We start from the raw sequence: 20,549 nt of genomic DNA, 5'->3' as shown, positions 1-20,549 counted from the left end.
AACAGGTCGTTGTAAATTCTGGATCTTTATGCTAAACTAAGTCAAATTTTTGCACCTTCTAAAAGGTTTTGATGCAAATGAAGTCCTGCTCTATTTAGACTACGACCTGATTGCGGACCATCCTAAAATTATCTGTGGTTACTCCGACTCAACCACCTTTCTAAATGCTACCTTTACCTAAATAGGACTATCGATCTATATGGTATCCTCCTATTCTAACTTTAATATGAAGAGGAAAAGGTCATCAAAACAGTGCTTGGCTACAGCTACGACACAAACTTCATACGAATGCATCCTCACTTAGAATGCTCTAGCTATTCTTGGTTCAGTCCTGCTCAACCCGTCATTTTTATCCCACTCAATGGAAAATTTACAATTATGGTCTAATCATCGGCGACACCTTTCGAGCCTTGAGCTGTTGATAAGACGCCCTCTGTTCCACAGCTAGAAAACTATGTTCTTTTACTAAAGGGGGACGTAGAAGGTGATTTTTATCGCTTTGAGCGTGACTTAGCTGCCATCTTACAGGTCTTATCCTAAATCTCAAGCTGTCCTTTTGAGACGCTTGCCGAAAGGATATCAAACAGACAGCCAATCGTTTAACAAATATTCTAGCTAAACATCCCATCCAAAAAAGGGGTATATTCTTTATGATTTAGACTTTGCACATACGCAACCACTTTTTACCTCACTATAGGCGCTCAGATTAAAATAGATATCAAGGATATGTCTCTAAGTTACTGAAAAATAAGGGATAAATATGCTACAATAAAGGTAATGATTAACGAGGTCAGTTATGAAAACTTATCAAAATATTTATCTACTTCTTTCGGAAAACTCTGATTTTATCAGCGGTGAGGCACTTGCCCAAAAACTCAATGTATCACGGACAGCTATTTGGAAAGGCATAAAAACGCTCAAAAGTAAGGGGTTGGTCATTGAATCTTTTAAAAATCGCGGATATCGACTAGAAGCTGGTGACCTTTTACTACCAAAAGTGTTAAAAGAAAAACTCGGCTTTGAGATCTATTTCAATGAAGAATCGATTTCAACCCAAGTTGATGCTAAAGAAGGAATTCAAAAAGGTCAACCGGCTCCGGCACTTTATCTGGCTCCCAAGCAAAAGCAGGCACAAGGACGTTTTGGTCGCCCCTTCTTCACACCAGAAACAGGGGGCATTTATATGTCTCTCCATCTTAAGCCGGAGGTCAAGTATGATCAAATGCCTGCCTATACCCTTATGGTGACGGCCAGTCTTGTAAAGGCCATTTCTCGACTGACTGGTATTGAAACTCAGATTAAATGGGTCAATGACATCTATCTCGGGTCTAAAAAATTAGCAGGGATCTTGACCGAAGCAATTACCTCCATGGAGTCAGGACTGGTAACCGATGTTATTATCGGTATTGGTCTCAATTTTTATGTGCCAAAATTTCCCAGTCAGTTAAAAAATAAAGCTGTCAGCCTCTTCACCGCTCCCCCCACTATCACCAGAAATGATTTAATTGCTGAGACTTGGAAAATTTTTTTTGAAACAGCTCAAAAAGATCTCATAAAAATCTACAAAGAAAAATCACTCGTCCTGAATAGACAAGTGACATTTATGGAAAATCAAATAAAATATACTGGTCTCGCGAGCAATATTACAGATAGCGGTCAGCTAATTGTTGAGTTGGGAGATGGCCAGCCAAAAATACTCAACAGCGGTGAAATCAGTCTTTCTTCTTGGGAGACTTAGGTAGGGACTTGAGCAATTCTTTCAAGAGTCGGTCTGCCAGATAGGCATTTTGTAGATTTCTGAGAAGCAAAAAAGCCCAAAAAGCAGCTAAAATGTAAGAACCCGACATCAAGGCACTACTGAAAAAATAGCTTTCTACGGCGCACCATAAGGCCATAACAATAAACTGTAATCTATTCATACTTCACTATTATAGCAGAAAATCCACCCAAACGGTGGATTTTTTTACATTTCTCAAAAATAATCCCTATTTAGTAATAAAATGTCTGTTTCGACTGAATAGCATGCTATTTTAATCGTCCTCAAGCTCAATTTTATCTGATAAAAATTCAAAATCCTTAGGGATAAATTCCTCTTGGTTTTGATTATCTTGAACTGCTTCTGTTCCCTCTTGTCCTTTTTGACTACGCACCTTTTGAGCAAATTCTGTTCGAATTTCTTCAAAATCAGCTTTAGGCACCGCCATAATCTGTGGTGAGAAACCAGCTGCCTGACTCATGATATTACCAAACATAGTATTGAGATCCGTACGCTTCATAGCCTGTTCAGCATTGAAGGCCGCATTGAAGGCCAGAATAGCATTTTCACTATTGGCTAAAACTGGCTCTGATCCTAGTAAGAGCGCACGATCCTGAGGTCCGATAGAGTCGAGAATTTCATTCCAAGAGCTCTTGAGCGCATCAAGATATTGGCGCGATTGTTGACTATCAACCACGGTTTCTTCCATGATGGTCAGGATTTTAGTTTTATCTACCTTAAAGGAAAAGCTCTTCTTAGATTTAATAGGTTTTGAAGCAGGAGCTGCATTATCAGTGCTTTCCAGGCGAGCCTTAAGTTGAGCTATTTGGTCTTTCAGTTGTCCAAGTTCTGCTTCTAGGACGCTGGTGTCACAAGCATCAGTCTGACTCGGTGGGACAGTCTCTGACAATTTAATGGTCATCATTTCTGCATAGATTTTGGGATGGGTACCATTTTTTATCTCTGGCATGGCCGCAGTCACCACCTCAATCATGATAAAAATACGCTCTTGCTCCAGAGACAGATTATCCTTGAAAGCCTTACTGGTTCGACTGGATTCTCCACCGGTTTGGACAATGAGGAGGTCTCGCAGATAATCCAGCAAATCCGTAGCAAAACGGCTCATGCTCTTACCATTATCGTAAATCGTTGTTAAATTAGTCAAAGCTGCTAAGCTATCATGAGTAAGCAGATTGCTGACATAGTCATCCAAAGCTGCTTGACCAACACTACCTGTAATCTCCTCAGCAATGGCCACAGTCACCTGATTGTCTACTGAGAGACTAAGAGCCTGATCAAGGATAGACAGGGCATCGCGCATACCACCTTCTGCCTGACGAGCAATCAGAGTTAGGGCTTCTTCCTCATAGCCTATTCCTTCTTTTCTAAGGATTTCCGCCATGTGTTTGCGAATAGCTGATTGTTTAATCGCCTTAAATTCAAAGCGTTGAACCCGTGAAAGAATGGTCGCCGGAATCTTATGCAATTCGGTTGTTGCCAAAATAAAGACAACATTTTCAGTCGGTTCTTCCAAGGTTTTCAAAAGGGCATTGAAGGCACCGGCAGACAGCATATGAACTTCATCAATGATGTAGACCTTATAAGTTGCGCGGCTGGGAGCATAGGTTGACTTGTCACGGATTTCCCGGATTTCATCCACACCATTATTAGAGGCAGCATCAATTTCAATCACATCTTCAAGACTGCCGTTGGTAATATCCTGACAAATATCACAATGATTGCAAGGTTCTCCATCTTTTTGATTGGGACAGTTCATAGCCTTGGCAAAAATCTTGGCTGCACTGGTTTTCCCTGTTCCTCGCGGTCCTGAAAATAGGTAGGCGTGACTGATTTTTCCTGAGGCAACGGCCTGTTTTAACGTGGTCGCAACAACTTCTTGCCCAACCATTTCATCAAAAGTCTGGCTTCTGTATTTTCGATAAAGGGCTTGATACATCAGTTTTTTACTCCAAACATGTCAAAATTCCAATCCGTTTTTTCAAGCAAAAGTGCCACAAATCGTTCCAAATAAGTTTGATCAATGGCATCGTAATCTGCAAGCTCCGAAGAGTCCAAATCCAGAACTCCCACTAGCTGGCCATCTATAACCATAGGCACTACGATTTCTGACTTGGCCGCAGAATCGCAGGAAATGTAGTTGGCATGCTTGGTCACATCCTCCACAATCAGCGTTTGACGCTTCTGGGCGGATTCACCGCAGACCCCTTTGCCAAGAGCAATATGCACACAAGACACCGCCCCCTGAAAAGGACCCAAGATCAATTCACAGCCATCAAACAGATAAAAACCTGCAAAAACAGAGCGAGGCAGAGCCGTCTTCAAAAGAGCACTGGCATTGGCTAGATTAGCGACAGGATTGGTCTCATCAGTCAGTAAGGCGTCTAACTGAGCTAACAAGAGTTCGTATTGAGACATTTTTTCTGAATTCGTCATGAGTCTATTATAACAAAATTCACCTCTGAGAGGTGAATTTTTAAAACTTAAATCTAGCAGCCTTTTAAAACAATATTTACCATTAATTATTTTTCATTTGCCTCAAAAAGAAGTATGTCGCCAGAAACATCGTCAAAAGAGTATAGCCCAAAAGCCACAGCAAACTGGAAAAGCTATCCTTAGTAAAGCCATTCAAGGCCATTCTCTCCAAGTTGACCGCGTGGACAAAAGGCAAGGCGTAGGCGACATTCTTAAAGAGACCTCCAATCAAATCAAGATCAAACCAAATCCCTGATAACCAGCCAACCAGATTGGTCAGCAAAGCACCACATATCCCTCCTACCTGTTTGACACTAAGAACACTTCCGCAAAGAAGACCCACAGCGATAAAAAAGAGGGAAATCGGAAGGATACAAAGAATCGCGTAAACCGTCTTAAGATTAAAAGACAGACCCAGCGGGATGGCCACCAGATAACAAATCAGTGTCTGTATTAAAGCAATAGGCAGAATTGGAAAAGCATAGCCCAAGATAAAGTCCATGGCCGTCATAGGACTTGTATAAAGGCGTTGCAGAAATGATGTTTCTCTATCCTTGGCAATAAGTGTCGCCGAAAAAACGGTCATAAAGGTCAAGCCAAACACGGCAATCCCAGGAATGAAGCTGCTTAATTGAAATAAAGAAACCGGGATGTTTGCCTGGATCGCATTGAGGAGAAAAATCAATACCACCGGGAAACCTATACCAAAAGCTAAATTGATAGGATCTCGCAAGATTTCTTGGGCCGTACGTTTTGAAAAAGCAAATAATCTCATGATCAGCCTCCTTTTACAATCGTGATAAAAGCTTGTTCAAAATCAGTTGTATTTGCCAAAACTTTCAGATCATGAACACTGCCAAGGGCAAGGAGTTTACCCGCTTTCATAATCCCTACTTGATCTGACAGAGCTTCTGCTTCCTCCATATAATGCGTGGTCAAGATAATAGTCATCTTATTTTTCAAATTTTTTATCGTATCCCACAACTCACTTCGTGCCACAACATCCAAACCAAGAGTCGGCTCATCCAGAAATAAAATCTTAGGTTCACTAATCAAAGCCATGGCAATACTGAGTCGGCGACGCCATCCTCCAGAGAGTTTACCTGCTCGTTTATCAAGAACCGGAGCTAGCGCAAACTGACTCACCATCTCTTTTATTTTTTGACCGGTTTTCTGTTTGGAAAAACGATTAATACCACACATCAAATCTAAGTTTTCTCTAACGCTCAAGTTGGGAGCAATGGCTGTTTCTTGTGGGGAAATACTAATGAGGTCTTTCACTTCTTGCCGATTACTCATAATACTCTTGTTGTGTAAAAAAGCATCACCACTGTTTGGCTGCGTCAGACAAGCTAGCATTTTGATAAGTGTCGTCTTTCCAGCCCCATTAATTCCTAATAAGGCAAAAAGCTTCCCTTCTTCAATCTTTAAATCAAGATGGTCGACAGCAACGATACCTTTGTACTTTTTGGTTAATCCCTCTATCCTGATGGCATCCATAGCTAATCTCCCCCTTTTTTTAAATGATTATGCGCCTCCATGAAAAATCTAGCATCAACAAGGGCAAGCCCCTGATTAATATCGCCTAGTACAAGTAACTCATCTCCCTTTTCGATATGGAAAATACGTCGAGCTTTGACAGGGATAACAATCTGACCCTTTTCCCCGACAGTAACTGGCCCAAACATAAACTTGCCATCCTTAGTTGCACTATGGAGGACCTCCCGTCCAGAGTAGACCAATTCATCAAGTGTGATTTCAAAAATCTCTGCTAAACGACTTGAGTGAATAATATCCGGATTGCTTTCGCCGGTTTCCCACTTACTCAACGTCTGGCGAGACACACCAATTTTTTCCGCCAACATTTCTTGAGACAAACCGTGTTTCTTTCTTAAAAGGCTAATCGTCTCACTAATCATACTTTTCCTACCTCCTCTTGACTTCATTATAACTTAACAAATCCTCTTTTCAAGAAAGAATAGGTGGCAGTTTATCTATTTTTGGTTAAACATTGTGGCGAAAACGATCCAAATCTACGGACTGCTCACGACAATAGACTTATCCCTAGTCGTCAGAACAGCTTGTCTGTTGATCAGTTTGATGAGATTTATTTTCTGATCGTAAATGTCTGCTGTCTGTTTGGTCGCTTCTTCAAAAGGATATTCACCCCAATGCGGCAAAACAGAAAAATCAACTAAACCTAAGGCAGTATAATCCGTCAGATCTGATACTAAACTCTTATCATCCATAATTTGGCTGTAAGAAATATCATTGGAAGCAATGATAGCACCAGCTGATTCACCGACATAAACCATTCCTTGATTGATGCGTTCGTAAATCAAAGGCAGTAAATTTTTTCTCTTTAATTCCTGTAAAAGATAAAAAGTATTACCGTCTGAAATGTAGAGACAGGACGCTTGTGCTAGCTTTTCCCGCACCACCGTCTCTGTCTCTTCTGCTACATCCAATAGGAACAATGTCAAATTGCAAATCGGCAAAAACAGCCCTGCCTTCATCAATATAAGCCGTGTACTCTTCTACATTTCCAGCCGTGGAAATAAAAAGAACTTTCTTTTCCAACTCATATTATTCTGCGAACTTCTCAAAGAAAGGCCGCACTTCTGCAAAATAAGAACATAAGAATAATGTTTTCATGAATTTTCCTCCCTGTTAGGTGTTCTTAATCCTTTTCTCTAGTTCCAACAGATACTTTTTGCGCTCTTTTCCGCCGCCATAACCGCCCAAACTGCCGTCACTGGCAATAACACGGTGGCAAGGTATCAAAATAGCAATCTGATTAGCTCCGTTAGCATTGCCGACAGCTCTGACCTTGTTGCTATCACCTAGCTTTAGAGCCAAATCTTTATAGGTAACCGTTTTTCCAAGTGGAATTTCAGCAAGCAGTTTGGAAACTGCTTGCTGAAAGGCCGATCCACTCAAATACAGAGGAATGGTAAAACCTGTGAAGGTTCCAGAGAAATAGGCAGCTAGCTCTTTCTCCAATTGCTGTAAAAGAGTATTGGTTCCATGGATAATTCTTGCATTCAGTCTGCTGCGCAGCCGCTCTATTTCTCTTTCCAGTCCTCGTCGATTTTCAAATTCCAAAAGATAGAGATACTCCTCATCCGCCAAAGCCAGCATTCGTCCAATTGGTGTCGCGATAAAAGCAGCTGTCAGCACTTTAATAGTCGTTTTTTTGACTGGATTTCCCATAATACGGCTGAAGGCGTCATTGAAACCACTAGAGGATTGATAACCCATAGCCAGCTGCTGATCAATGACTGTCTGTCCATCCTTGATATTCTTAAAAGCCAGACCCATCCGACGAGCACGCGCGTACTGAACAAAGGTTATATCGTAAACTTCTTTGAATTGTCGCCTAGCAGTTGCCGAATGAAGACCTAACCTCTTGAAATCTTCTTCCCTCCACCGCTTCTCAGGATTAGCTTCTACAGCTGTTATGAGCATTCTGACTTCTTCAGGAAGCTGATGCGGATATGACAGGGGCTGACAGATTTTGCATGGCCGATAACCAGCCAAAAGCGCTTCTTCTGCCTTTTCGTAAAAATCACAGTTTTCAAACTTAGGCTTTCTAGCCCGACAGGTCGCGTGACAAAAAATCCCCGTTGACTTAATGGCCGCAAAGAAAATCCCGTCAAACTGCGCATCTCGTTCCAGCAAAGCTTGATAATAACGCTCTTTTAGCTGTTCATTTTCTATCATTACAGTCTCCTCATTCATCAATTTTTATTATTATACCCTAAACCAAAGTGAATGACTTCCGAAAAATGAACAAGTAATTTAAAAGGTTAAAAACAAAGAACAGATCTTCATCTTCTGACAGAAAATGTTTATGTTAACACCTACTGTTTTGCAATCATATAACAAACCCAAGCCGTCTGTTTCTGATAATCCTGAAGCTGCAAGCCTTTTTTAGCCAAATAGTTGGCAAAATCTTCTCGTTCTTTCAAATCTGGTAAATAATAATTAATTTTACTTTGCTCGCAAGCTATGATAAACCGTCCATCGTCTGCCAGCACGCGCTTGATTTCAAGCAAAGCTTTTTTCAAATCCGGCCAATGAAAATGCGTTTGAAAGGCGCAGATAAGATCAAAATAGCCATCAGAATAAGTCAGCTGACTGACATCCATAATGTCAAAAGCAACTCCTTCTAACTGGTTCTGCTTCCGAGCTTGAGAAATAGCCTCCGCAGAAATATCTATACCCTTGATCTGACTCTGGGGAAAAAGTTGGCGAAGGTAGGCCGTTGATGCCCCATTGCCAACCCCAATATCCAAGATATGCCCATAAGCTTTTTGAGGAAGCACAGACAAAGCCCACTGTGCCATCGGTAAGTAGGCCTTATTCCAAATCCTCATCATGCTCCTGCCAATGAATCCTGATGGGTGTTTCGATTGGCTGACGAGATACTTGAGCAAGATGTAAAGGGACACTACTAAAACAGAAACAACAGTAATACCTCTTATCATTAATACCTCCCTTTATAGTCTTTCTTAGCTTCTTGCGTATATTTCCTAATAAAATCAGTCTTAGCATCTGTATAAGCATCACGGTTATGCTCGTACTCTTTCCATAAGGCAAGTTTCAACCCTTCATAGTCTTTGGCAACTTCCAGATGTGCTCTTAAATAATCTCTAAAATAAAGTTCATCACGGTCATCCTGATAACGTAAGTGGAGATGAAATACTCTCTGGGCAAAGCCGGTTTCTGTATACCCTTTATTGAAAGACATGCGATCTTCCTCTTCAGACATCAGCAAATAGCCAGCATTTAGCAACTGCTTTTTGAAATATTGTAAATCTGCTGTTTCAGGGACTTCTAATAAAATATCAACAATATTTTTAGCCCAGATATCGGGAATAGCTGTGCTGCCGATATGCGAAATGCTGCTGATTTCCCCCTTGGAAAACAGCCGCAAGAGAGCCTGCTTCTCTTCCTGATACCACTCCTCCCATGCTTCCTTAGGCGGCACAAGAAAGATTGGAAACAAGTGCCAGAGTTCTTCCAGAGTCATATCTGATAACGGTTTTGTCATACTTTTCTGCCTATCTTTTTTAAAACTTGCGCCTTCATTATAACAAAAAACCACTCTTTCGAGTGATTCTGTCTATTTTTAAATTCTGAAGACTGTTCTTCCTTAATAATATTCACCTTGACGGTAGTTCCATGAATTAAAATGGTCTGAGAGATGCATCATAATTTTATCAATGTCAAGACCTTTACGGATAACAACTGGACATGGTTCTACTGAACGGCTGCCTGAACCTTGTTCAGGGATCAACTTACCATCTACATCTACCATGGAGACCATAACACCTTGTTCATAGCGTGTTTCAACAGTCTTGTCAGGCTGGATAGAAGCGACATAATCATCAGCTTCAATAACTAAATCAACGGCCATTTCGATACGCTCACCAATGCCTTCAACTTTTCCACGGTTTCCTTTTCCTGATGGATTGGCAGATGAAGCGTAAACCATGCGCCCTTCTTTTTCCCACATTTCTTTGGCAATTTGTTCACCAGCCACACCGAATTTAATAACAAAACACGACGTCCCGCGAACATCTGTCATCAAGTCTTCACGACCGTCACCGTAAGCTTTCAATTTTTCGTAAGCGTCCGACTTCCATGGTAGGATACAGCCAAGCAGGATATCTTCGTCCCAGTGTTTTTGATAGAAAGCATCAATTTCTGGCGTCAATTGAGCAAGAGCTCGCAGCTCATCCATGCTGCCGCAAAGAACCACACCTGGTTTGTTGCGATTGCGCTCTTTAGCTTTAAACTTACGCTCAAGACCCTTTTTATCTGAAGTCATGATAATGTAGCCAACCTTGGTTGGACAGACGATAACGCCGCCTTCGTTCTTAACAATTTCAAATCCTTCTTGCGAAAGATTGCCATCCCAGTGGACATGTTTGGTCATAATTTAAAATCTCCATCTACATCTAATAGTTATCTTGCTTATTTTACCATGCTAGGGAGTAATTTTCAAGTAATTTTCTGAATTTTCAAAACCGATATTTTCAGCTAATCTTGCCAATAACTCGGACGATTTTTTTCATATTCGGTAATTAAATCTTCGTGTTGTAGTGTGATACCAATATCATCCAAGCCATTGAGCAATTTGTATTTCCACTCACCATCAATATCAAAACTAAATTCACCAACCGGCGATATAATTTTTTGGTTGGGCAGATCGACTGTCACCTGATCGCTAGGATCCAGTTGAGCCAGTTTCTGCCGCACTTCTAAGGGCTGCACAATAGGCAAAATTCCATTGTTGAGGTCATTATTGTAGTGAATATCTCCGAAAGAACCAGCGATAATCACCTTAAAGCCATAATCAGCCAGAGCCCATGCAGCATGTTCCCGCGAAGAACCAGCACCAAAGTTGTCACCAGTAATCAAGATAGTTGCCTGACGATAAGGTAACGTATTAAAGATAAATTCAGGATTCTCAGTATAGTTATCATCCAGATAGCGCCACTCATACATGAGATACTTACCAAATCCTTTTTTATCAATCAGTTTCAAAAACTGCTTAGGTAGAATTTGGTCGGTATCGATATTGTCATTCATCAAAGGAACAGTCGTTCCAGTGTAAACGGTAAATTTTTCCACTGCTTCCCCACTTTCTATTGCGCTTCAGGCAGATCACGAATATCAACAAAGTGGCCAGCAATGGCAGCGGCAGCAGCCATTGCTGGACTACAGAGGTGGGTCTTAGCACCAACCCCTTGACGATCCTCAAAGTTACGGTTACTAGTTGAGGCACAGTGCATGCCTTCTGGAACCTTGTCAGGATTCATTCCCAGGCACATGGAGCAACCCGGATCCCGCCATTCAAAGCCCGCATCCAAGAAAATCTTATCTAGACCCAGTTTTTCAGCCGCTGTCTTAACCGGTCTGGAACCTGGAACTACGATAGCTGTCACGTTGGGAGCAACTTGCTTACCCTCAACAAATTTGGCTGCGATTTTGAGATCGGTAATTCGTGCATTGGTACACGATCCGATAAAGATATAACCCAATTCAATATCAGAAACCTTTTGTCCTGGCTTCATTTCCATATAATTATAGGCCCGCTCATCATTCATGTCACGAATTTCAGGGAAGGACTCATCGAGCGAAACTGCCATTGACGGATTAGTCCCCCAAGTCACCATTGGTGCCAGTTCAGAGACATTTATTTCAAGAACCTTATCATAAACCGCATCAGGATCTGACACTAGAGTTTTCCAATCAGCCACAGCATCTTGAAAGTTCTGTCCTTTGGGAGCTTCTGGACGACCTTGGACATAATCAAAGGTCGTTTGATCAGGATTCATAATTCCTATTTTTGAACCGAATTCGATAGAGAGATTACAGATGGTCATGCGCTCTTCCATGTTCAAAGCTTCGATCGCTTCTCCCACATATTCAACCGCATATCCCACACCAACAGAGACACCGTAGCGAGCAATCAGGGCCATAACATAGTCCTTGGAATAAACTCCTTTTTGTGGTTTACCAACAAAGCGAACCAAAAGTTTTTTAGGCTTCACTTGCCAGATTGACTGGGTTGCAAAAACATGTTCCACTTCGGTTGTTCCGATCCCGAAACCAATAGCTCCAAAAGCCCCATGAGTTGCGGTATGACTGTCCCCGCAAACAATAAATTTCCCCGGTTGAGTCCGGCCTGTTTCTGGTCCTACCATGTGTACGATACCCTGATTTTCCGAACCATGTGGAGCATGAGGGACTCCAAATTCTTTAACATTGCGTGCTAGAGCATCCATTTGTGCTTTTGAAATAGCATCACGAATATCAAAAATATTTACTGTGGGAACATTGTGATCAAAGGTACCAAAGGTCAAATCAGGGCGACGCAGCTGCCGACCAGCTTCACGTAAGCCATCGAAAGCTTGAGGGCTGGTTACCTCATGGATATAGTGTTGATCCACATACATGAGCTGAGGGTCGCCTGCTTCACCTTTAATTACGTGGCGGTCCCAAACTTTATCAAAAATTGATTTCCCACTCATTTTTACATCCTCCATTTAATTTAGTTTCCCCATAAGATATAGGTGAGAGCAGCATCGATTAAAATCCCTAAATACCAGCACCATCTAAAATACCATTTTGAAGTCTTATGGCGAAAAAGTTTGCCTGCCAGATAGGCTCCAAGTCCAGCACCTGACAAGGTCATAAGGAGTAGAATTCGCTCCGGAATCCGCCACTCACCTCTGACAGCTCGCCTTTTATCAAGACCGTAAAGCAAAAAAGTCAGCAAATTCCAGATGATAAAAAATAATCCTAACAACTGCATCCTATAAATTTCCGATAATGGTAGATGTCATTTCTGCCATTGTTGCGTGACCGCCTAAATCACGAGTTAAAATGCCCTGACTAAGAGTCTTATCAACAGCCCTTTCAATCAATTCAGCACCGATCGTTTCACCGAAAGAATCACGTAGCATCATGGCCACTGATAAAATCATGCTGATGGGGTTCGCAATCCCCTGCCCAGCGATATCAGGTGCAGAACCATGAATTGGTTCGTAGAGACTAGGACCATCTTCCGAGTGACTGGCTGATGGCATAACCCCTAGTGTCCCTAGCAGAACACTGGATTCGTCCGATAAAATATCACCGAAGAGATTTTCTGTTACGATCACATCAAAGCGGGCTGGGTTGGTAATCATGACCATAGCCGCACTATCGACAAGTTGATGCTCAAGAGTCACATCTGGAAACTCATCAGCTACTTCCTCAGCTACCTTGCGCCAGAGTTTTGAAGTTGCTAGAACATTTTGCTTATCAATACTGGTAACTTTTTTACCACGCTCTTGAGCGATTTCAAAAGCCTTGCGCACAATACGACGGATTTCCTCTGTCGAATAATCATTGATATCGCGCGCTGCATCTTCTTGTAAGATATGCTGGCCGAAGTAAATCCCACCGGTCAATTCACGTACAAGGACAAAATCCACACCAGCAATTCTTTCTGGTTTCAACGGTGACAAGTGCTTGAGGGCGTCAAAAACTTTGACTGGGCGAATATTTGCAAAGAGGTTGAGCTCCTTGCGCAGAGCCAAAAGACCCTGCTCAGGACGTACAGGAGCTTGGTCATACTGCGGACTGCCGATGGCTGCTAATAAAATAGCGTCAGCCTTCTTAGCAGCTTCTAGAGTCGCTGCAGGTAGGGGATGACCAGCAGCATCAATCCCAGCACCGCCAAAGGGTTGGGCTTCCAAACTGTAGTCAAAACTAATTTTCTCAGCGACGGCTTGAAGAACTTCCAAACCTGCAGTCATAATTTCTGGTCCGATACCATCACCAGCTAAGGTTAGAATTTTTTTAGTCATATTCAGATACAAGAGGATAAAATAATCGAAAATAGCAAACCAGCGAAAGATAGGCTTTCCTAAAATTGCATTTCTTAAATATTCATCCCTGACATCTCCTTTTTATTAAAATAAAACTAGAATGCTCATTGGTCTTATAGACCACAGAAGCAAGCTTTTTCAGGCCAACTTCTATTTACTTGGATAATCATGCTCAGACAAGCGATGCCCGATTTCACCATCATTTTCTTTTTGCACGAAAACATTAGCATTAACATAAGCGATGGCTCCCGCTTTGAGAACATCAAAGTCAATACCAGAAGCATTGAAAATGGTTCCCGTATCAACATTTTCTATCGAAACGACCACGCGCGCCTGGGCATCAATACCATCTGTTACTGCATCCATTGTATAGCTTAAGAGCCTAATCGTTTGGCCAAAGAATTTATCAATGGCATTATAGATGGCTTCAACAGAGCCCTTACCATTGGCAACAACATCAACTTTTTCACCATCGAAATTAACCATGGTTACAACAGCAGTCACTGTTTCATCCTGATTTGAGGTCAGTTTCAAGTCCTCAAAATGGAAACCTTCAGGATTTTCAATATCATTTCCTTCCACTAAAGCGATGATATCAGCGTCCCGGATATCATGCTTCTTGTCGGCCAATTTTTTAAATCTAGCAAAAAGTTCGCCAATTTCGGTTTCTTCAAATTCTAATTCCAGTTCCTTGAGTTTTTCAACAAAAGCGTGACGACCAGACAGTTTTCCTAAGGGCAGAGAATTCTGCTTGACACCGATCAATTCTGGAGTAATGATTTCATAAGTGAGAGGATTCTTAAGAACCCCATCTTGATGGATACCTGATTCATGAGAGAAGGCATTGCCACCGACAACAGCCTTATTTTTAGGAATAGGGATACCAGAGAAACGCGAAACCATAGCTGAGGTATTGACTGTTTCATCGAGGATAATATCACTCTGGGCTTGGAAATAGTCCTCGCGGATATTAAGGGCAACGGCCACTTCTTCAAGAGCTACATTCCCAGCACGCTCACCAATACCATTAACAGTTCCTTCAACACGACCAGCGCCATTTTTGATAGCTGATAGTGTGTTTGCTGTTGCCATCCCCAAGTCATCATGACAGTGGGGACTGAAAATAACCTCTTTGTCAGATTGGACATTTTCAATCAAATATTCAAAAATATGGCCAAATTCTTTTGGTGTTGTAAAACCAACTGTATCAGGGATATTGATGTAGGTCGCACCGGCATCAACAGCGGTTTGCACGACTTCCAACAAATAATCAAGCTCTGTACGAGTCGCATCTTCAGGAGAAAACTCCACAACATCAAAGTATTGGCGCGCATAAGAAACGTGCTCTTTTATGATCTCTAAGATTTCTTCCTTAGATTTTTTGAGCTTGAACTCACGGTGAATCGGACTTGTCGCAATAAAGACATGGCACTGTGGGTATTTAGCATCTTTAAGCGCTTCGTAACAGGCATCAATGTCAGTCTTGACCGAACGTGCCAAGCCGCTCACAGCCGTCTTAGTCACGGTTTCTGCAATCTGTTTGACTGCTTCAAAAGAATCCGGACTAGCAGCTGGGAAACCAGCTTCAATAGCTGAAATTCCCCATTTTTCAAGTTGCTTGGCAATCGTTACTTTTTCCTTCACTGAAAAACTGACGCCCGGTGTTTGTTCCCCATCGCGCAAGGTCGTATCAAGAAATTCTACCTTATGCATTATAATACCTCTTTTCTAATAATCAAAAAACATCCCGCAGATAAGCGAGATGTTTTTTGATCCCGCTTGGTAGGCCAAACAGGACTAATGCTTTTGCACTAGCCCTCATTCCTCAGCAACAAAGTCTTATAAGCAATTGTTTGCATCTGGCTTCTCCTAGAGATCTTAATTTTAATGATTACATTTTACATTATTTTCAACAATAGGTCAAGAATTTTCAGATAATTAAATTAGAATACGACACTATTTGCGATAGCCCTCAATTTCGCGGGCATAGTCCTTGATCAGACTTGTCTGATAGATCTTATCTCGATTTGACTGCCTCACTTCTTTCCATAAAATAGCAGCAACTTTCATAGGTTGAGCAAACAATTTAGATTGCGGATCATTATTAAAATCTTTAACAAAACGATTCCACTGGTAAGTCTGCTCTTCTCTATTTGAGGAGAGGGAAACTTTGCTTTCAGCAAAGACATCAATTAAGTCCTGAACCGTCGCCTCAGTGTCACCCATCTCCTCAACTTCCCGCATCTTAATGGCCATTGATTTCTTAAATGAAAAGTGGGCAACATCAAAATAGCGACAGAAAAAGGTTCTAGCCTCTTGATTGAAACTGAATCCCGAATCTAATAATTTGGTAGCCGGAGTAATTTGCTCAGCGCTTAAACTCTTCCCAGTAGGATTTTTTCTTCTATTTTTACGCTTGGCTTGGATATTAGCGACTGGAATTCCCTCTAAAAATTGAATAATATAATCAGTTAATTCTGCTTTAGTCCCATAGCTGGGAAGTTGATAGCGACGACAAATATCTTGCAATTCTATTTTATACCAATAAAATGATTGGAAAAATTCCGGTGTCATCTGTTGATTAAATGGAGGCCTAATAGCCATCTTTCTTTTCCTTCCCTTATAAATCACCTAAAATACTAGCAATCTTAGTGTTGATGAGATCGATAGCCACAATATTAGTGACCCCTTCGGGAATAATGATATCAGCATAACGCTTGGTAGGCTCGATAAATTGGTGATACATGGGCTTAACCACACTTGTATATTGGTCGATAATACTGTCAAGGCTACGGCCACGTTCTTGCATATCGCGTTTAATACGACGGATAATACGAATATCATCATCGGTATCAACAAAAAGCTTGATATCCATCAAATCACGCAGACGTTTATCTTCCAAGACCATGATACCTTCAACAATAAAGACATCCTGAGGTTCCTGACGGTAGGACTGACTGCTGCGAGTGTGTTGCGTATAGTCGTAAATAGGAATATCAACAGGACGTCCTGCCTGTAATTCCTTGATATGCTCAATCATCAAATCCGTCTCAAAGGCAAGAGGATGGTCGTAGTTGGTGGACACCCTCTCCTCAAAAGTCAAATGCGACTGGTCCTTATAATAGGAATCGTGTTCAAGCATGGCTATTTTAGAACCTTGGAAATTATCTAAAATCGCACGGGAAACACTGGTTTTACCGCTACCGGATCCACCAGTAACACCAATAATAATCGGTTTTATTCGCATGTTTTTCTCCAGAATATTGAGTTAAATAACCAAACCATTATACAATAAAAAATGGTATAATTAAAGCCAAATAAAGAGATAAAGGAAACCAAATGATAATAAAACTAGCGCCGATTTTACAAGAAAAATTAAATCAGATGGGTATAAGTCAACTCACTTCCATTCAAGAGCAAGTCTTTCAACCGATTCAGGCTGGTTCAAACCTTTTGGGTATCAGCCCAACCGGAACTGGTAAAACTCTGGCCTACCTACTGCCACTCCTATCCAAAATAGAGAATAAAAAGAGCCAACAAATTCTAATTTTGGCCCCCAATACCGAATTGGCCGGTCAAATTTTTGATGTGACAAAAGAGTGGGCGCAGCTGCTCAACCTGACAGCTCAGCTCTTCATTTCTGGTTCCAGTCAAAAGCGCCAGATTGAACGACTCAAAAAGGGACCTCAAATCCTAATCGGAACACCGGGGCGTATCTTTGAGCTAATCAAGCTAAAAAAGATTAAAATGATGAACGTTGATACCATCGTTCTTGATGAATTTGATGAATTGCTCAGCGATTCACAATACCATTTTGTGACTAAAATCTGCCACCATGTGCCGCGTCAACACCAGATGATTTACCTGAGTGCCACCAATAAGTTGGATCCTAAAGAGCTAGCTGATAATACGATAACACTCGATTTCAGCCAGCAAAAATTAGACAACATCAGCCACTATTATCTCCAAATCGACAAGCGCAATCGGATTGACCTGCTGCGCAAATTGTCAAATATTCCTAATTTTCACGGTCTCGTCTTTTTCAACAAGTTATCAGACTTGGGGGCGGCTGAAGAACGTCTCCAATTTAACCAATCATCCGCTGTTTCCTTGGCCAGCGATGTGAATGTTAAATTTCGCAAAACCATCTTGGAGAAATTTAAAAACCAGGAACTTGCCCTCTTGTTGGCAACTGACTTAGTTGCGCGAGGTATTGACATTGACAACCTAGAATTTGTCATCAATTTTGAGGTAGCCAGAGACAAAGATGTCTATACGCACCGAGCTGGCAGAACTGGTCGAATGGGAAAAGAGGGAGCTGTCATTACCTTTGTCAGCCATCCTGAAGATTTAAAAAAGCTGAAAAAATTTGCCAAAGTTCAAGAATTAGCTCTCAAAAATCAGGAATTCTATATTAAATAAAAACACTAACCTAGCCTGCTATCTCAAATAACAAGAAGTCATAAGAATCAAGAATCCGAGATTTTAGGAATCCTTTTCTTTTCAGAATCAATGGATAAACCTTAGAAAGATCCAACACTTCCTCCACTACTTCCATCTGAGGAAACAGAAAAATGAGAAGCAGAATCTGCGCTTGATAAGGAGCGGTCAATGATATTAACTTGCCTGTAGAGTACATGAGACACGTAAGGGGCTATTGTATTCAATTCAGGACTAAAAGTACTTAGGTTGTTAATTTTGATAAATTCTTCAACTTTTGTAGCATAACCATACATAGTCGCATAAACTAAGACACGATTCCAAACAACAAGCCCTTCAAAGGGAACTTTATCGAATTTTTGGATGTCACGAGCCATGTTGTGAAAGTTAATCCATTCTTGAACCTGTTCGCGATAAGCACCTTTTGGAGAAGTGAATTTTCGATAATAAGCGATTTTGCTTTTAAAGTATTTAAAAAGCACATAAGAGGCAACAATTAACATAATCGGCCAAATAAAGAGCAACTTATTTCCAGTCCAAGCCCCTTTTATAGCAAGCAGTCAAATTACCCACAAAGAAGCTCCTAAAAGAAGTACAGGACCAAGCATAGAAAAGGCGTAAAGGAAGTATCTAAAGATTTGGAAAACTATATTAGATTTTGAGAAATCAGTAATAAGTCCAAGTTCCTTAATATCTGTCTGTACTCCCTCATCAATCCGATTTAGTTTATTATTAAAATGTGTGTTAAAGTTACGACCTAATTCTCTAACCTCTTTTTGTAACCTACCCCCAGAATACTTGACTTTTAATCGCCTAATATCAGCGTCATTAAATTCGTATTCTAAAAATAGGTGATTGATAGAAGCCTCTTTTCTATCTCCCATAACGAATGAAATGAACTCTTTTTCAGAAGCGCTAGCCTCATCAATGTTATTTTTCTTCAAACGTTTCTGATTTTTAGGAGCGACAACAGTTAAAATCCGGCGATCAATTAAATCAAGTAGCGTTGCCTGAATAAGATTGTTAAAATTTATATCTGCTGCCAGACCGTGTTTATTTTTCTTACTTTGAAATAAACTCTGCTGGTGAATAAAGCGAGCCGCTACTAACGGTGATAAAGCTGATTCAGGGATATTAAACAGGTAAGTTTTCTTATTGAAATTTAATGTCCTGTGAGTCAGTCTTAAAAGGCCATCAAATAAGAGACCAAAACCAGCCATAGTGATTGTAATCAACATCGGATACCTTGATCCCAGATTCAAACGAGTCGTATCTGACTCTTTTTCTATTTGTCTTTCTAATGCTTCAATATTATCTTTTTCTGAACTGCTATAGGATGGCCAAACGTAAAACATATACTTAGCCCAATAAGCATGGAGTTCAAATTTTTCTTTAACATCGCTAATCTTAACTGTATATTCCCCATCCTTTCCTTGAATACTAGCTTGGGGTCTGAAAAGGTTGGTATGAGCATAGAGTTTGGAAATAGAGGTTGCACTCGGCGGCTTGACGGTAAATTCCAAATGCTTGATAGTATCTGTTTGGTCTGAAAGAGGCATCCAATTTAATTCGGCAACATCTTGGTAGACTGTTAATAAGTTAGAAAGTTGCCATTGTACTCGGATTTTAACCTTGTCTCCTTTATGACCTCCGTTATAAATTTTTAATTTTGTACCATCATCCCAATCTATTTTTTCGACCCTAACATGCACTTCTTTTCCATTTTTATAGGCTTGAACTTTTGGATTATCGGCTATTCTAAAATTAGCAGGCATTACCCCAGCCTCACCAAGGGTGACATATTGACCGTTAAATTTGGTTTTATAGGTGTAGTCTATTTCTTGCGTGTAGGTTGCGGTGTTGTCTTGATTAATTTGCAAGTTTCCTTTAAAATTGTCAATTTGAGATTTCACCTTATCATCTGCTAATACCCTTCCTGTGAAAAGAAGTAAGATTAAGGTAAGAGAAAAAAATAGCCATTTTTTCATTTTCGATCTCCCTTTGAATTTTACCGTGAATGATTTAAAAAAAAACGGTTATTGTCATAACCTACTGCCTACCTTTATTGTACAGACGTTAACCGTTACCATGACGTAATCCAATTTCTTAGACTTCGTCGCTGCTCTTATTTATTCAAATCACTGATTGGACTAAAGACGATACGCTCAATATCATTGAGATAGACCGAAAGAGCTTGTTGGGCTTCCAAATAAGCCTTTAAAGTAGCATTAGCTTCAATCTTTTCTCCCATTTCTTGAATCTTTTTTTGGTCATCTTCGCTAGGCATTTGTCCAGACTGCATAGCTGTATAAATCTGCTCTTGAAAGCTTGTAAACTCATCAAAAAGGGTTTTGGCTTCTTGATCTTCATCAATTTTTGCCTTTTGCTCAACCAAGGTTTGATATTCTGAAAGTTCGCGAATACCGCGTTCCAACTCATTTGCTAAATCATAAATATTAACTGTCATAATA

General features: G+C 40.8%; 21 protein-coding genes and 2 pseudogenes. 3 read left to right on the top strand and 20 right to left on the bottom strand.

Translation table 11 applies throughout. The features are described 5' to 3' along the window. The first annotated feature begins 49 nt into the window (after positions 1–49). Complete coding sequence (locus ACFOSE_RS06760; RefSeq protein ID WP_380431901.1) at positions 50–181, top strand: LD-carboxypeptidase; 132 nt, start codon at positions 50–52, stop codon at positions 179–181. Positions 182–796: 615 nt separating this feature from the next. Then, positions 797–1,738 carry a bifunctional biotin--[acetyl-CoA-carboxylase] ligase/biotin operon repressor BirA gene (gene birA / locus ACFOSE_RS06755; RefSeq protein ID WP_380431899.1) on the top strand — a complete coding sequence of 314 codons (942 nt, stop codon included), beginning with the start codon at positions 797–799 and terminating at the stop codon, positions 1,736–1,738. On the opposite strand, the gene ACFOSE_RS06750 is transcribed toward birA, so the two are convergent. The 18 genes and pseudogenes from ACFOSE_RS06750 to udk all read right to left on the bottom strand — a co-directional run bounded on the left by ACFOSE_RS06750 (position 1,713) and on the right by udk (position 16,885). Next, positions 1,713–1,919, bottom strand: a complete 207-nt coding sequence (locus tag ACFOSE_RS06750) for a DUF3272 family protein (protein ID WP_380431898.1) — start codon at positions 1,917–1,919, stop codon at positions 1,713–1,715. The genes birA and ACFOSE_RS06750 overlap by 26 nt on opposite strands. 111 nt (positions 1,920–2,030) lie before the next feature. After that, positions 2,031–3,713 (bottom strand): DNA polymerase III subunit gamma/tau, encoded by a 1,683-nt coding sequence (gene dnaX / locus ACFOSE_RS06745; protein ID WP_380431896.1) that lies wholly within the window; start codon positions 3,711–3,713, stop codon positions 2,031–2,033. Then, positions 3,713–4,210, bottom strand: a complete 498-nt coding sequence (locus ACFOSE_RS06740; protein ID WP_380431894.1) for a GAF domain-containing protein — start codon at positions 4,208–4,210, stop codon at positions 3,713–3,715. The genes dnaX and ACFOSE_RS06740 overlap by 1 nt, the downstream gene beginning before the upstream one ends. A gap of 82 nt (positions 4,211–4,292) precedes the next feature. Then, positions 4,293–5,024, bottom strand: coding sequence for an ABC transporter permease (locus tag ACFOSE_RS06735; RefSeq protein WP_380431892.1), 732 nt, complete (start codon positions 5,022–5,024; stop codon positions 4,293–4,295). 2 nt (positions 5,025–5,026) lie between these two features. Further along, the gene (locus ACFOSE_RS06730) at positions 5,027–5,749 is read right to left on the bottom strand and encodes an ABC transporter ATP-binding protein (protein ID WP_369965572.1); all 723 of its coding nucleotides are present in this window, start codon (positions 5,747–5,749) and stop codon (positions 5,027–5,029) included. A gap of 2 nt (positions 5,750–5,751) precedes the next feature. After that, entirely contained in the window at positions 5,752–6,168 is a 417-nt protein-coding gene (locus ACFOSE_RS06725; protein WP_380431889.1) for a helix-turn-helix domain-containing protein, read from the bottom strand. Between the two features lie 114 nt (positions 6,169–6,282). Beyond that, positions 6,283–6,904 (bottom strand): annotated as a pseudogene (locus tag ACFOSE_RS06720) (Type 1 glutamine amidotransferase-like domain-containing protein). A 15-nt stretch (positions 6,905–6,919) separates the two neighbouring features. Beyond that, complete coding sequence (locus tag ACFOSE_RS06715) at positions 6,920–7,972, bottom strand: bifunctional transcriptional activator/DNA repair enzyme AdaA (protein WP_380431888.1); 1,053 nt, start codon at positions 7,970–7,972, stop codon at positions 6,920–6,922. A gap of 140 nt (positions 7,973–8,112) precedes the next feature. Beyond that, positions 8,113–8,739, bottom strand: a complete 627-nt coding sequence (locus tag ACFOSE_RS06710) for a class I SAM-dependent methyltransferase (RefSeq protein WP_380431886.1) — start codon at positions 8,737–8,739, stop codon at positions 8,113–8,115. Next, entirely contained in the window at positions 8,739–9,305 is a 567-nt protein-coding gene (locus ACFOSE_RS06705; protein ID WP_380431885.1) for a GrpB family protein, read from the bottom strand. The genes ACFOSE_RS06710 and ACFOSE_RS06705 overlap by 1 nt, the downstream gene beginning before the upstream one ends. A gap of 102 nt (positions 9,306–9,407) precedes the next feature. Further along, positions 9,408–10,193, bottom strand: a complete 786-nt coding sequence (locus tag ACFOSE_RS06700; protein WP_380431884.1) for an L-threonylcarbamoyladenylate synthase — start codon at positions 10,191–10,193, stop codon at positions 9,408–9,410. Between the two features lie 104 nt (positions 10,194–10,297). Then, positions 10,298–10,891 carry a 3-isopropylmalate dehydratase small subunit gene (gene leuD, locus ACFOSE_RS06695; RefSeq protein ID WP_380431883.1) on the bottom strand — a complete coding sequence of 198 codons (594 nt, stop codon included), beginning with the start codon at positions 10,889–10,891 and terminating at the stop codon, positions 10,298–10,300. A gap of 14 nt (positions 10,892–10,905) precedes the next feature. After that, a complete protein-coding gene (gene leuC, locus ACFOSE_RS06690; protein ID WP_380431881.1) occupies positions 10,906–12,294 on the bottom strand; it encodes a 3-isopropylmalate dehydratase large subunit in 1,389 nt (462 codons plus the stop codon). A gap of 20 nt (positions 12,295–12,314) precedes the next feature. After that, positions 12,315–12,578, bottom strand: coding sequence for a DUF1294 domain-containing protein (locus ACFOSE_RS06685; RefSeq protein WP_380431879.1), 264 nt, complete (start codon positions 12,576–12,578; stop codon positions 12,315–12,317). Between the two features lies 1 nt (position 12,579). After that, complete coding sequence (gene leuB, locus ACFOSE_RS06680; protein WP_380431878.1) at positions 12,580–13,617, bottom strand: 3-isopropylmalate dehydrogenase; 1,038 nt, start codon at positions 13,615–13,617, stop codon at positions 12,580–12,582. Between the two features lie 171 nt (positions 13,618–13,788). Beyond that, positions 13,789–15,351, bottom strand: coding sequence for a 2-isopropylmalate synthase (locus ACFOSE_RS06675; RefSeq protein WP_380431876.1), 1,563 nt, complete (start codon positions 15,349–15,351; stop codon positions 13,789–13,791). Between the two features lie 243 nt (positions 15,352–15,594). Next, positions 15,595–16,242, bottom strand: coding sequence for an SAP domain-containing protein (locus tag ACFOSE_RS06670; protein WP_380431874.1), 648 nt, complete (start codon positions 16,240–16,242; stop codon positions 15,595–15,597). A gap of 16 nt (positions 16,243–16,258) precedes the next feature. Further along, positions 16,259–16,885 carry a uridine kinase gene (gene udk / locus ACFOSE_RS06665; protein WP_380431872.1) on the bottom strand — a complete coding sequence of 209 codons (627 nt, stop codon included), beginning with the start codon at positions 16,883–16,885 and terminating at the stop codon, positions 16,259–16,261. A gap of 92 nt (positions 16,886–16,977) precedes the next feature. Between udk and ACFOSE_RS06660 the strand changes: the two genes are divergently transcribed. Beyond that, the gene (locus tag ACFOSE_RS06660) at positions 16,978–18,060 is read left to right on the top strand and encodes a DEAD/DEAH box helicase (RefSeq protein ID WP_380431870.1); all 1,083 of its coding nucleotides are present in this window, start codon (positions 16,978–16,980) and stop codon (positions 18,058–18,060) included. Positions 18,061–18,161: 101 nt separating this feature from the next. On the opposite strand, the pseudogene ACFOSE_RS06655 reads toward ACFOSE_RS06660, so the two are convergent. Both ACFOSE_RS06655 and ACFOSE_RS06650 read right to left on the bottom strand, forming a co-directional pair. Beyond that, positions 18,162–20,066 (bottom strand): annotated as a pseudogene (locus ACFOSE_RS06655) (DUF2207 family protein). Positions 20,067–20,203: 137 nt separating this feature from the next. Beyond that, positions 20,204–20,545, bottom strand: a complete 342-nt coding sequence (locus ACFOSE_RS06650) for a YlbF/YmcA family competence regulator (protein ID WP_380431868.1) — start codon at positions 20,543–20,545, stop codon at positions 20,204–20,206. Positions 20,546–20,549: the final 4 nt, after the last annotated feature.

Source organism: Streptococcus dentapri (assembly GCF_042649885.1).
Taxonomy (GTDB): Bacteria; Bacillota; Bacilli; order Lactobacillales; family Streptococcaceae; genus Streptococcus; species Streptococcus dentapri.
This window is presented reverse-complemented; position numbering and strand designations above follow the sequence as displayed.